The sequence below is a fragment of the Sulfurimonas sp. ST-27 genome, assembly GCF_048081595.1.
GTDB classification, from domain to species: domain Bacteria; phylum Campylobacterota; class Campylobacteria; order Campylobacterales; family Sulfurimonadaceae; genus Sulfurimonas; species Sulfurimonas hydrogeniphila.
Genome location: NZ_CP182226.1, coordinates 1,025,298 through 1,037,638, shown reverse-complemented (window position 1 = coordinate 1,037,638; position 12,341 = coordinate 1,025,298). Strand labels below are relative to the sequence as shown.

At 38.5% G+C, this 12,341-nt stretch carries 12 protein-coding genes; 9 read left to right on the top strand and 3 right to left on the bottom strand.

Annotated features, from left to right (window positions below; genetic code table 11):
• The first annotated feature begins 62 nt into the window (after positions 1 to 62).
• The 5 genes from coaBC to truA are packed head-to-tail and all read left to right on the top strand — an operon-like array spanning position 63 to position 4,568.
• Positions 63 to 1,337 (top strand): bifunctional phosphopantothenoylcysteine decarboxylase/phosphopantothenate--cysteine ligase CoaBC, encoded by a 1,275-nt coding sequence (coaBC, locus tag ACM66U_RS05465; protein ID WP_418641343.1) that lies wholly within the window; start codon positions 63 to 65, stop codon positions 1,335 to 1,337.
• Positions 1,338 to 1,340: 3 nt separating this feature from the next.
• Positions 1,341 to 2,018 carry a di-trans,poly-cis-decaprenylcistransferase gene (locus ACM66U_RS05460; protein WP_346389030.1) on the top strand — a complete coding sequence of 226 codons (678 nt, stop codon included), beginning with the start codon at positions 1,341 to 1,343 and terminating at the stop codon, positions 2,016 to 2,018.
• Complete coding sequence (locus tag ACM66U_RS05455) at positions 2,018 to 2,833, top strand: prepilin peptidase (protein ID WP_418641403.1); 816 nt, start codon at positions 2,018 to 2,020, stop codon at positions 2,831 to 2,833. Before ACM66U_RS05460 ends, ACM66U_RS05455 begins: the two co-directional genes overlap by 1 nt.
• Entirely contained in the window at positions 2,833 to 3,852 is a 1,020-nt protein-coding gene (locus ACM66U_RS05450; protein ID WP_151900437.1) for an LptF/LptG family permease, read from the top strand. Before ACM66U_RS05455 ends, ACM66U_RS05450 begins: the two co-directional genes overlap by 1 nt.
• Before the next feature lie 5 nt (positions 3,853 to 3,857).
• Positions 3,858 to 4,568, top strand: a complete 711-nt coding sequence (gene truA / locus ACM66U_RS05445; protein ID WP_346388693.1) for a tRNA pseudouridine(38-40) synthase TruA — start codon at positions 3,858 to 3,860, stop codon at positions 4,566 to 4,568.
• Here the strand turns inward: truA and ACM66U_RS05440 are convergent.
• From ACM66U_RS05440 to ACM66U_RS05430, 3 genes are read right to left on the bottom strand one after another with little or no spacing between them, the layout of a single operon-like run.
• The gene (locus ACM66U_RS05440) at positions 4,565 to 7,657 is read right to left on the bottom strand and encodes an efflux RND transporter permease subunit (protein ID WP_418641342.1); all 3,093 of its coding nucleotides are present in this window, start codon (positions 7,655 to 7,657) and stop codon (positions 4,565 to 4,567) included. The genes truA and ACM66U_RS05440 overlap by 4 nt on opposite strands.
• A complete protein-coding gene (locus tag ACM66U_RS05435; RefSeq protein WP_418641341.1) occupies positions 7,647 to 8,720 on the bottom strand; it encodes an efflux RND transporter periplasmic adaptor subunit in 1,074 nt (357 codons plus the stop codon). The genes ACM66U_RS05440 and ACM66U_RS05435 overlap by 11 nt, the downstream gene beginning before the upstream one ends.
• Entirely contained in the window at positions 8,721 to 10,055 is a 1,335-nt protein-coding gene (locus ACM66U_RS05430) for a TolC family protein (protein WP_418641340.1), read from the bottom strand.
• 127 nt (positions 10,056 to 10,182) lie between these two features.
• Here ACM66U_RS05430 and rd point away from each other — a divergent pair, with 127 nt between their 5' ends.
• From rd to ACM66U_RS05410, 4 genes are read left to right on the top strand one after another with little or no spacing between them, the layout of a single operon-like run.
• A complete protein-coding gene (gene rd, locus ACM66U_RS05425) occupies positions 10,183 to 10,350 on the top strand; it encodes a rubredoxin (protein WP_418641339.1) in 168 nt (55 codons plus the stop codon).
• Positions 10,343 to 10,822 carry a cytochrome P460 family protein gene (locus ACM66U_RS05420; protein WP_418641338.1) on the top strand — a complete coding sequence of 160 codons (480 nt, stop codon included), beginning with the start codon at positions 10,343 to 10,345 and terminating at the stop codon, positions 10,820 to 10,822. The genes rd and ACM66U_RS05420 overlap by 8 nt, the downstream gene beginning before the upstream one ends.
• Positions 10,823 to 10,880: 58 nt before the next feature.
• The gene (locus tag ACM66U_RS05415) at positions 10,881 to 11,357 is read left to right on the top strand and encodes an iron-sulfur cluster assembly scaffold protein (RefSeq protein ID WP_418641337.1); all 477 of its coding nucleotides are present in this window, start codon (positions 10,881 to 10,883) and stop codon (positions 11,355 to 11,357) included.
• Positions 11,344 to 12,159 (top strand): iron-binding protein, encoded by an 816-nt coding sequence (locus ACM66U_RS05410; protein ID WP_418641336.1) that lies wholly within the window; start codon positions 11,344 to 11,346, stop codon positions 12,157 to 12,159. The genes ACM66U_RS05415 and ACM66U_RS05410 overlap by 14 nt, the downstream gene beginning before the upstream one ends.
• The last annotated feature ends 182 nt before the right edge of the window (positions 12,160 to 12,341 follow it).

Below are 12,341 nucleotides of genomic sequence, written 5' to 3'. Positions count from 1 at the left end.
TCCTTTAGTATTTCTAAGTATTTTTAGATAAAATACTAGAAAATATAATGAAGAGATTTTGAATGAATATTCCAACAAATTTAATCAAAGATAAAAAAATTCTCCTTGGGGTAACCGGCTCTATTGCTGTGTACAAAACACTCGAACTCGTCAGGGAATTCATTAAAGCCGGAGCAGAGGTAAAGGTTGTCATGAGTGAGAGTGCAAAAAAATTTATAACTCCGCTCACTTTTGAAACCCTCACTTCAAATCAGGTCCTTGATGATACAAACGAGTCCTGGGCAAATGAGCATAACCACATTAAAATCACCCAATGGGCGGACATCATGGTCATTGCTCCTGCAACGGCAAACACCATCGCCAAACTTGCCAATGCCATTGCAGACAATATGCTGCTGCAATGCGCGCTTGCTTTTAGCGGTATGAAAATTTTGGCACCCTCGGCAAATACAAATATGCTCCAAAATCCAATCACTCAGGCAAATTTGAAGATGCTCGGCATTGCAAACTATACTATTTTAGAGACGCAGACAAAAGAGTTGGCCTGCAAGACTGTCGGAGACGGCGCTATGGCCGACCCTTTGGATATTTTTTATCAAACCAGCCGTGAACTTTTAAAAGAGGAGTTTTGGGAACACAGACGGGTGATAGTAACCGGCGGAGGCACGATAGAAAAAATAGATGAAGTGCGCTACATCTCAAACTTTTCAAGCGGAAAAATGGCATCGGCTTTGGCAACGGCACTCTATTTAAAAGGGGCAGATGTTAATCTCATCGCCACAAAATTTGACCGTGACCTGCCTGTCAATATGCATAAAATAGACGTAGAAGACACACAGGAGATGCTTGAGTATCTTGTCGATTCCATACGCATTGCAAAAAAAGGCAAGCTTTCAAAAGCGACACTCATACGTGACGAGCATATTCATCTTATTCAAAAAAAGCCCTATCTCTTTATGGCAGCGGCGGTGAGTGACTATGTTCCTGAATTTCCTCAAAATGCAAAACTTAAAAAAGAGGATTTGGGTGAAAAGTGGGAACTGAGTCTGAAAAAAAATATTGACATTTTAAGTACAATTGAAAAAGAAGGCATTACAGTCATAGGTTTTAAAGCAGAAATGGACAAAGAAAAAGCCGAAACAAATGCAAAAAAAATGTTACAGGAGAAAAAACTTGACGCGGTCTGTCTCAATGTTTTACAAAATGCCTCAAGCTTTGGCAGTGACGAAAATGAAATAGACTTTATTACACCACAAAAAAATGTGCACATACCAAAAGCGGACAAATTGCATGTATCTTTTGAAATAATCAAAAATGCAAAAGAGCTGCAAGAATAGATGATGAACAAGGCCAGACATATAGCCATCATAATGGACGGAAATGGACGATGGGCAGAGCAACAGGGCAAAAAAAGAGTCAAAGGGCATGAAGCAGGTGCAAAAGTCGTCAAAGCAATCACAACCTATTGTTCAAATGATGAAGATATAGAACGCCTGACACTTTATGCCTTTTCAACGGAAAACTGGAAAAGACCGCGTCTCGAAGTTGAGTTTTTAATGAAACTTTTGGAAAAATATCTCAAAGACGAATTGCCTTCTTACTTGCAAAACAATGTCAGGTTTGAAGCTATCGGCGACATTCGTGCTTTTTCAAAATCACTGCAAAAAACCATACAAACGGTAGAAGAAAAAACGGCGCATTGTGACGGGTTGGTGCAGAGTCTCGCCCTGAACTACGGTTCGCAGGACGAGATTCTTCGTGCAATAAATTCTTTAAAAAAACAGGATGAAAATATCACACTGGAGATGCTTAACAATGCACTTGACTGCAAAGTAGCCGTAGATATACTCATTCGTACCGGAGGAGACAAGCGGCTTTCAAACTTTCTGCTTTGGCAGTCGGCATATGCAGAGCTTTTTTTTACAGATACGCTCTGGCCGGACTTTACATGTAAAGAATTAGAAAAAATTCTACAAAAATTTACAAAAATTGAAAGACGATTTGGTGGTTTAAAATGATGGAACTTGGCATAGCTTTTGTACTCGGTATACTTTTTGGTTCTTTTTTAAATGTTGTCATTCTTCGCATACCAAAGGGAGAAAGCGTTGTTTTTGATGCGTCACACTGCCCTGTATGCAATGAAAAGCTCAAACCCTGGCATAATATTCCGCTTTTTTCATGGATTTTTCTAGCAGGAAAATGTGCCTACTGCAAATCACATATTTCTGTGCAGTACCCGCTCATAGAACTTCTCTCAGGTTTTATTTTTGTCATTCTTGCCAATAAATTCGGACTGAATCTGCCGGCATTTTTCATAGCTTTGAGTTTTTTGATGCTTTTAGCGCTTTCGGTTATAGATTTCAGATACAAAATGGTACCCGATTCACTCAACCTCTTGGCTATTTTCTTTGCCATACTCGGCGCATGGAGTATTCAAGGTTTTGTTCTTAACCTGGAAAACGCCCTCCTTTTTGCCGGTGGTTTTACACTCCTGCGTTTTACTCTTTCTTATTACTTAACATCATCTGTATTTAGAGCCGGACTAAAAACGAAAACATCCTGGAACAGGCACTATGACAGAACACCTTTTATAGAAGCTATGGGAGAAGGCGACATTATGGTAGCGGCTACAATGGGCGCACTTTTGGGAGTCAAACTTGGTCTTGTTGCCATTTTTCTCTCAGCCCTCTTGGCTTTGCCGGTTATGCTCTTGCTTCTTAACAAATCAAAAGAGGAACAACGCGTCCCCTTTGTGCCTTTTTTGGCACTTGCAACTTTCATAGTCTATGTGTATGATTCTCAAATACTCAGATACATCGAGGCAAACTACTAATGCTGAGATTAAAAAAATATATACTGAGTAACTTTTCTGCTCTTTTTATGTCCATATTTTTGCCATTGTTTGTCATAGCATCGGTAATATTTTTAATTAAGCTCTCTACCTATACGGCTGTTATTCAACTGACTATTTTGGAAATGGGCAAACTGTATCTTTTCATACTGCCTGAAATTCTTTTTTATACGCTGCCTATTACATTTTTTGTCGCAGCAACACTTTCTTTGTTTAAACTCTCAAATGACAATGAAATAATCGTTATTTTTTCACTTGGCATTGCACCGGGTTTTATCATCAGAACTTTTTTCAAACCTGCTTTCATATTAAGTCTGCTGCTGGCATTTAACTTCCTGGTTGTTGCACCCCATACGACTACTTTGTCAAAAAACTTCCTCTCCTATAAAAAGAGTGAAGCAAAATTCAATCTTGCAGCAAGTGAATTTGGAAACAGTTTTGGGGACTGGCTTTTATACATAGGAGCAAAAAACGAAGACGGTACCTTTTCCAAGGTATTTTTGTTTAACAAAAAACAGGAAGAAGAGATACTCATTGCTGCAAAAAAAGCCAAAGTTATTAACGATTCGGGAATTTTACGTCTTCAGTTAATGGATGGAGAGGGTTACAGTTATTCAAAAGAAAAATTTTCTCAGATAAATTTCCAAGAGATGCTTATCAACGATACGCTCAAAGCAGACTTGACCACCTATGAACAACCCTTGCAGTACTGGCTCTCAAAAGAGAATGCCGGGAGAAAAAAACATATCTTCATTAAAGACACCTTGCTGAGTCTCTTTCCGATGATAACACTTTTTTTAATCGCAAGCATCGGTATAGTTCAGGTAAGACATCAGAAGTCTAAAGTCTATTTATATCTCTTTGTAAGCATAGTTTTATTTTATGGGATGACAATAGGTTTGGAAAAAATGTTTCAATACTATACGATTCCTGTTGTTGCACTTTCATGGCTGATAATAACATATGCCATCTATAGAAAAACCATCGTCAATAAGTTTTAATTCACATGAGAGCAGCATTGCATTTAGCCTATAACGGCACTCATTTTTTTGGTTCTCAAACACAAAAAGAGACATCTGATACAGTCCTTGGCGAGCTTGAAAATGTTTTGAAAAAACTGGGAATTGAACAGAAAGTCGTGGCAAGCGGGCGAACTGACAAAGGCGTCCATGCTACTATGCAGGTCTGTCATATAGATTTACCGCCCTACTGGGATGATATGGAAAAACTCAAAAAAGTTCTCAATAAAATGCTCTGTGATGCTTTACATGTAAAAAGAATCATACATGTAAAGGATGATTTTCATGCACGATACAGTGCAAAAAAAAGAAGCTACCGTTACATCATTAAAACAAAACAGAAAAATCCTTTTGAAAGTGATTTTGTTACTTTTTTAGAGGATGTAAACCTGCAACAGATACAGCAAAACATCGCTCTTTTTGTCGGAGAGCATGATTTCAGACAGTTTATGAAAACAGGCAGTGACGTAAAATCTACTACAAGAATTATATACAGAGCTTTTGCCTATCAGCACAAAGACTACATTGTTTTATACTTTGAGGCCAACGGATTTTTGCGCAGCCAAATCAGACTGATGGTCGGTGCACTTTTGACACTCACTAAAGATGCAATACAAGCACAGCTCAACTGCACCCAAAAGTACAAAATCAAACCGGCACCTCCAAACGGGCTTTATCTTGCAAAAATCAAATACTAGACTTCCTTCGGTTTCACGCTCCAGATAAATACAAGCGGTATAAACAGCAGAGTCAAAAAGGTACCTACAATCAAACCGCCAATTGCTACCGTTCCAAGCGGTGCCAAACGCTCCAACCCAATGGCAGATCCAAGCGCGACAGGCAGCATACCGGCAGAAGTTGCAAACGCTGTCATAAGAACAGGCCGCGTTCGTATCTTGATGCTTTCAACCATTGCTTCAAAAGTACTGTATCCTTCTTTCATCTTTTCGAGTGCAAAATGGATTAGAAGGATCGCATTGTTGACGATAATACCACTCAAGAGAATGAATCCCATCATTGCCGGCATAGAGGTATGGTAGTGCATAAGAAGCATCATCCACGAAGCTCCTATAATGGTAAGCGGTATCGAAAAGACTATCATCATTGAAATTTTTACAGAGTTGAACATGGCGATGAGGGTAAAAAGTATCAATATAACTGCAAAACCGATGGCCCCTACCATTCTTCCTGCAGAGTTTTTAAACTGTTTTATATCTCCCGTCTGCTCCATTGTTACACCATCGGGCAATACTTTACCCGCAAAGGCTTTATCAAAGTTTGCCATTATATGAGAAATCGCCGCCTTTTCCCGAAAACCGTACACATTCAGAGTATATTGCAATCCTTCTCTTGTAATCAGAGATGGCTCCTGCACCATTGTGATCTTTACCATATCACGCAAAGGTATTTTTCCTCTTTTTGTCGTAACAAGATAGTCTTTAATCTCTTCAATACTTTCTCTCTTTTTCTTGTCTACCCATACTCTTATGCCAAAATCCGCACTGTTTTGCAGATAAAATGAGGCTGCTTTTGCCCCGCGTACAAAGAGTTGGAGTTGTTTGGCTATCTCTTCGTTGCTTAAACCGTAATAGGCAGCTTTTTTCTCGTCTATACTGAATTCATAAACTCTTTTGCTCGCAAGCCAGGTTCTTGAAACACTGACGACCCCGCCTGTATGTTGCATTGCATCCGCAACAATGTCACCGGCCTTTTGCAGTTTTGTCACATCATCGCTGTAGAGTGTTACATCAACATTTGCACGAAGACTCGCAATCGCTGTTGCACCATAATCTACAACATCCACACTGTTTACATTTTTTATTTTATTCAGTGCTTCACGCAGTTTGCGTTCTATCTGCCAGATACTCTCTTTTCTTTTGTATCTGTCTACATAGGTTGCCGATATGCTGATGTGGTCTATAGAACTGCCGCTTCCTATACTCATAACACCCGCTTCGCTTCCAATGGCACTTGAAAGATACAAAAGTTCTCCCTGTTTTGTTATGATTTTGTTTGCCTCTTCTACTACTTTTTTACTCGCTTCTATAGGCAGATTCGGATCCACTGTGATGCTGATTCTTACTCCTCCTGTATCCATAGGCGGCATCAGTTCCTGTCCGACAGTTGGCATAACACCTTTGACACTTGTAAAAAAGAGCAGAAAAAGTACCGTCACATACAACAATGCAATGCTTTTTTTCTTTGCACCCAAAGAGACGGCACGCACAAAAAAATCGGCGATTGCACTGCTGAATCCTCCTGTGATTTTTTCAAAAAAAGCTTCGCTCTTTAAAACAAAAGGAGATTTGATGGTAAGAATTTTCAGTGACAACAGAGGCACAGCTGTTATAGATATAACATACGAAGCTGCCAGTGCCAAAAGCAGTGTTGCTACAAGCGGTTGGAAAATTGTCTGCGGATATCCTCCTACAAAAAGCATAGGAGAGAGGGCTATCATCGTTGTGATCGTTCCGCTCAAATCTGCAAACATAATCTCTTTGGTTCCGTTATAGACAGCTTTGTGTATCTCATCATGGAGTTCTCTGTAATGCCTTTCAATGTTTTCCATCACGACTACAGCATCATCCAAAAGAAGTCCCAGTGCCAATATAATGGCGGTAAGCGTGACAACATTAAACTCTATATCCATAATCCACATAAGGGCTATAGTGGTAGCATAAACAAGTGGAATGGTAACCAAAACAACCAAAACTTGACGAAAAGATGCCAAAAAGAAAAAAACAACAAGCGTCGACATAATGATGGCATCGCGCAAAGATTCAAACATATTGTTTGTACTTTGCACTATAGTGTCTTTTTGCGTATCGGTAATTACAAAAGAGAGATTTTTATATTTGTTTTGCAGTTTTTGTATCTCTTTCTCTACTCGTGCGATTGTTCTTATTACATCAGCATTACCGGTTCTCTGTACAGCAATGGCGATAGCATTTTTTGAATTTCCATAGTATTCGGCACTGTTGTCATAATGTCCAAAATAGACTTTTGCAATATCTTGCAGTTGTATCTCTTTGGTAATACTGACTTTTTTCAGCTTGGCTACAGTATCACGTTTTCCCTGGGCCCGCAAAAGATATCTTTTGTCTTTTCCTGTAATAAATCCAATAGCAAAGTCATTATCATTTGCCCGTAATTTGGCAACAACCAGGGCTATATCAAGATTGTAGCGCTCAAGTTTTTCTTTATCGACGATAACCTCTATCTCTTTTTCATAGCCGCCAAATACATCCACATTGGCAACACCCTGTACTTTAATAAGCTTATGCTTTATCTGTGTTTGCACAATTTGCCTGATATCTTCCAAAGAGACATTTCCCTCTTTTGCACTGACTGCATATGTCACTATCGGGGCAGTTGCTTCTGTTATTTTTATAATCTGGGGATTTAAAATGGATGCAGGCAGTTTGGCCCTGATTTTATCAAGCGCATTGGAGACATCACTTGTAGCACTGTCAATATTTTTTGTATACTCAAACTCGGCAGAAATCACACTCACTTCATCAATGGTTGTTGAGTAGACTCTTCTTATTTTGTCCAGTGTATACAGCTCCTCTTCCACAGGAATGGAAACATTTGCCGCCAAACCTTTCGCTGATTCTCCCGGTTCTACAATTACCACAGCTACAGTTGGATAATTGGAATCCGGAAAAAGTTTTCTGTCTATTTTGTTGTACCCGACAAGGCCCAAAAATAAAAACAGTGCCAAAAATGAAATAATAAAATAGGGTCTTGAAAGTAAAAAATCCACTATGGAAAAACTATTTTTCATGCGTCTGCGCCTTGTCGATTATTATCTTTCCATAGGCTGGAAGCATAGAAAGTTTTGCTTCAGAACCCAGAGCCACTCTATACTTTGGACATGGAGATACGACAGCCGCTCTGTTGTCTTCCAAAAGCAGGTCAACGGCAAGTTTTGAAAATTTGCCTTCTTTGTATTGCATTACATATACACCCTCTTGTGTATGCAAAAGTGCATTTAAAGGAACACTGCATCCCTTTGCATTTGCAATTTCAACGTTGATATGAACAAAAGATTTGTTTGCAAAATCTATGCGTTTTTGCAGTGTGACTTCGGCAACGAGCAGAGCATTTTTTGCATCATCATAAACCTTGCTGACTCTTCCTATCAAGCTTTTTTGCAGGTAAACCTTTTGTCCTTTGGCTATTGGTATCTGATTTTGGGAAAAAGAAAAAGTCAGCTTTTGCTTCTGTGTATTGAGCGTGACAACAGGTTTTCCTGCCGGAGCGATGGACCCTTCATCCAGGAGTTTAGAGCCGATAACACCGTCAAAAGGGGCTACAAGATTCAGGTAATTCAACTGTACCTTTGTTTGTGTTATTTTTGCCTCCGTCGATTTGACAGCTGAACGTTTTGTCTGATACTTTGCATTCGAAGCATCAAGTATCTCTTTGGAAACAGCTTCGATTGCATAAAGCTTTTTATTTCTTTGCAAAATATCCTGAGCATTTTTTAAATCAAGCATAAATGCTTTTTTCTGTGCTTTGAGTGATGCAAGATTTGCTAAAATATCCTTATCATCAAGCGTCACTAAAAGTTCCCCTTTTTTTACTTTGTCATTTTCATGCACATATATTTTTTTGATATTTGCTGTAAATTTTGAAGCAATATCTGCCTGCTTCAAAGAAAACACCTCTGCCAAAAACTCTCTCGTACGAGAAACATTTTTCTCCTTTGCTACAGTTGTCTCTACACTTTTACTATACTCTTTTGCTGCAGGCAAAGCAGCCACATGTTCTTTTTGTTTTTTCAAAAAAATTCCTGCGCCTGCTACTAAAATCACACCAAAAATAATTAATACAGTTTTTTTCATCTACTTCACTTCCTTTTCTAAAAGATATTCTTTATAGTATTTCGCCTTTTGATACCCGTATTTTGCTTCTGTCATTTGGGCATAGACCAGCTCTTTTTTTGCCTGTGTATCCAACAAATCCACAAGGGAAAGTGCATTGTTTTCATACTTGATCTGTTGGGCTTTTTCTATCTCCTGCAAAAGTTCATACTGGCTTTGCAAAGCTGTATAGTCTGCCTGTGCGATTTCTATTTTGGAATTTGCAATTTTTAAATTTTTTTCCAACTCCAACCGTGTTATGCTTTTGTCTATTTTTGACTGCATCAGAGCAATCTTTTCTTTGGCCACATCTGCACTTTTTGCTCCGAAATCATAAAGATTCCACTGCAGGTGCAAACCTATCTGCCATACATTTTCACTGTTAAAGTCATTTTTGTTTAAATATGTCACACCTGTCTGAGCAAAAGTATTTGTCGTTGCATTGGGCCCCATACTGTAGCCGTAATATGCACTGAAATCCACCTTTGGATAGTACAGTGCCTCTGCGGTACGGACTCTTTTTTGTGCTATATTGCTTTTTAGTGCAGCAATTTTTAATCGGCTTAAGCTTTTAAGGTCCGGTTCGCCTTCTTGCAAGCCCTCAAAAGTGACACTGACCTCTTCTGCTTTGTCAAATTTGTCCGAGGCAATCATTTGCGAAAGAGAAGCTTTTAAAATTGCTATATTGGAGGTTATCTTATTTTTATTTGCCACTGCTTCCACATAGGCATTTTTTGCCTCCAGCATGTCAAGTTTTGATTTTCCTCCAAGCTTATATGCTTTTTGTATATACATGTAAAGACTCTTTTTTGCCTCTATATACTTTTTTTGTGCTTTGAGCTGCTCCTGCAGTGATAAAAGAGAGAGATAAATATTTTCTACATTGTAAATGAGCTCTGCTTTTGCAAGTTTTATTTTAAAAAGACTGTTTTTATATGCCAAATCCGATATTTTATAGCTGTTTTGTTTGGCAAATCCGTCAAAAAGCGTCACATTGTAAGAGATACCCGTAGAGACCAAATCATTTGTTGTCGGCATCTCATAGGCACCTGTTGGAGAAGAAACGATTTGCATTGGTGTTAACGGCACCAGTGTTCGTGCATTGTTATAATGGTCATAATTGAGGGTAGCATCAAATCGACCAAGGTTCTGTGCCTGCTTTATACGCCTGTTTTTTTGTGAAACCTCTTTATCCAAAAAGATTTTTTTCAAAGAGTTATTGTGCTGTAATGCCTCATCTATTGTCTCCTGCAGACTCATCGCTTGCAGCGAAAGAGGCAAAAGAAAACCTAAAACCAGTTTTTGTATCATGTTCATCCAGACCTTGTAAAAAATATAGCTAATTCTAACACTTTCGTATTAACTCATTGTTAAGAGGACATAATTCTGTATTGACTCTTTTTATGATATGATATAACTGATTTTTATATATGAAGGATATTTCATGCAAAAATACAGATGTACCGTATGTAATTATATTTATGATCCTGAAGCGGGTGATGAAGAGAATGGCATACCTGCAGGCACACCCTTCGAAAATTTGCCTAAGGATTGGGTATGTCCGGACTGCGGCGAACCCAAAGATGTTTTTGAACCTTTGGAAGATGAATAATCTATTCCTGCTCCTTCTGCTCATAACTGCAAATATTTTTGCGGCGCATACTAAAAATGATGCATCGCAGGATTTTATTTTTCCTAAATGGAGAGAACTGCATAAAATCAACAAAGCACTCCTGCACTCACATGACCACCATGCGGCAGTCGATATTTATACCAATGAGATTGCGACAAAACCGTATATCGAACAACAGTCGTTCTTTCCCGAGGGCTCTGTAATTTTAAAACCTTTGTATAAAAAAAACAGTAGACGAAGCTATTTGGCACGTCTTGTTGTGATGGTTAAAATGCATAAAGGGTATGATACAAAAAACAGTGACTGGTGGTACGGAGTCTATGACAAGACAGGAACAGATGTCTGGTTTGAAGGCAAGATCAAATCCTGCATCCAATGTCATGAAATTGCCAAAAAGAGCGATTACCTTTTTACCGAAAAAGTTATGGAAGAAATTGAATTTCAAGAGTAAATTTATGCTTTTCTTGCTACACTTATAAAAATTATAAATATTTCAAAAGAGAAAACAAATGTTTGAAAATGTAAAAATGCCAGAAGGCTTGAACCCTGAAGTCCTGGAACACCTGATGAATCCGAAAAATTACGGAAAACTGGATGATGCCGACGGAGTGGGTGTGGCTCTGGATGAAAAAACAAAAGAGTATGTCATCTTTTATACAAAACTTGATGACAACATCATAAAAGATGTAAAATTTGCAACAAACGGATGTCAGGATACCGTAGTTATCGGATCGATGTTTACGCAGATGATAAAAGAGAATGATTTGGACTACGCAAATACTGCTGTCGAAAAAATACATGAAAAACTGGGAAAACTCTCAGCACAGCAACTGATTTGCGCCGAGATTGTGTTTAGCGCTTTTTTGGCATCACTTCAAAATTTTGAAAACAAAAAAAACGGTGCAGATGAAGAACTGCATCTGTTTAAAATGAAAGAGAGCTGCGAAACAACTGCAACAAAAAAGGATGATGATGAAGATAAATAAAACATATCAAAAAAAACATGAACTCTGGCTTGCTGTACTTTTTGCCTCATTTGCCATAAACGATGAAACAATCAAGTCCCGTTTGTATGATTTTTCACAAATTGCCTTTCGACATATGAAATGGCTTGGCGAAGAGGCTTTGGAAACAGGAGAGGATTATAATTACGACAGAGATATGCTCTTGTATAAGCGTAATACAGTTTTTGAAGTCATTACAGCGCTCAAAAAACAAATAGAAGAGACTCAGCCATTTTATCCACAAAACATTTTAGGTGAACGCATCAAAACGGATGACGCCTATCTCTTAGAGTATCTTTCTCAAATTTTAAAAGATGAGAAAAACAATCAAGAGGTTACCGCATTTAATATGCAGCGTAAATGGGGAGACAAAAACCTTTCTCAGGAGCAAATTGACGCATTGACACTCTTTTTGTTTGAAGAGTCGTACAAAGAGTATGAGCTTATCTTAGTCTATGCCTACATGCAGGCAAGAACCAGAAACGTACTGCATTTTAATGTTTTTCAAGATTTGGTTGACGAGTCACACTTTCATCTCAAGTCATTTGGCAACATGATGGCGAAATTAGGCATTTTAGCACTTCCGAGAGAATTGCACACTATGACCTATGTCGTCAAAGATTTGGAAGAGTTTGTCAAAGACGGCATTGCCGAAGAAGAGGCTGCAAAAATTATGTGCAAAGAGTTAAGTGATGCTATCAAAGATGAAGAGCTTGCCAGGTTTTTTGATTTTATCAATTATCAGGAGAGTTATCATATTGAGTTGATGAAAAAACTTTTATAAGTTCTTTTATCTTGAAAGACGCAAAGCCCGCACTGAAGTACGGGTTCCGAATTTGAGTGCCGACTGTTTTTTTTTGCTTTCATGCCACTCTTGCCCGTACTGAAGCACGGATTCCGAAGAACTGCACACTCTCTTGGAATCGGTACTTCAGTGCCGACTGTTGCTATTTCCTTGTCACTCTT

Coding starts and splice junctions, on each gene's coding strand:
- coaBC (WP_418641343.1), top strand. CDS start 63: ATGAATATTCCAACAAATTTAATCAAAGATAAAAAAATTCTCCTTGGG.
- ACM66U_RS05460 (WP_346389030.1), top strand. CDS start 1,341: ATGAACAAGGCCAGACATATAGCCATCATAATGGACGGAAATGGACGA.
- ACM66U_RS05455 (WP_418641403.1), top strand. CDS start 2,018: ATGGAACTTGGCATAGCTTTTGTACTCGGTATACTTTTTGGTTCTTTT.
- ACM66U_RS05450 (WP_151900437.1), top strand. CDS start 2,833: ATGCTGAGATTAAAAAAATATATACTGAGTAACTTTTCTGCTCTTTTT.
- truA (WP_346388693.1), top strand. CDS start 3,858: ATGAGAGCAGCATTGCATTTAGCCTATAACGGCACTCATTTTTTTGGT.
- ACM66U_RS05440 (WP_418641342.1), bottom strand. CDS start 7,657: ATGAAAAATAGTTTTTCCATAGTGGATTTTTTACTTTCAAGACCCTAT.
- ACM66U_RS05435 (WP_418641341.1), bottom strand. CDS start 8,720: ATGAAAAAAACTGTATTAATTATTTTTGGTGTGATTTTAGTAGCAGGC.
- ACM66U_RS05430 (WP_418641340.1), bottom strand. CDS start 10,055: ATGAACATGATACAAAAACTGGTTTTAGGTTTTCTTTTGCCTCTTTCG.
- rd (WP_418641339.1), top strand. CDS start 10,183: ATGCAAAAATACAGATGTACCGTATGTAATTATATTTATGATCCTGAA.
- ACM66U_RS05420 (WP_418641338.1), top strand. CDS start 10,343: ATGAATAATCTATTCCTGCTCCTTCTGCTCATAACTGCAAATATTTTT.
- ACM66U_RS05415 (WP_418641337.1), top strand. CDS start 10,881: ATGTTTGAAAATGTAAAAATGCCAGAAGGCTTGAACCCTGAAGTCCTG.
- ACM66U_RS05410 (WP_418641336.1), top strand. CDS start 11,344: ATGAAGATAAATAAAACATATCAAAAAAAACATGAACTCTGGCTTGCT.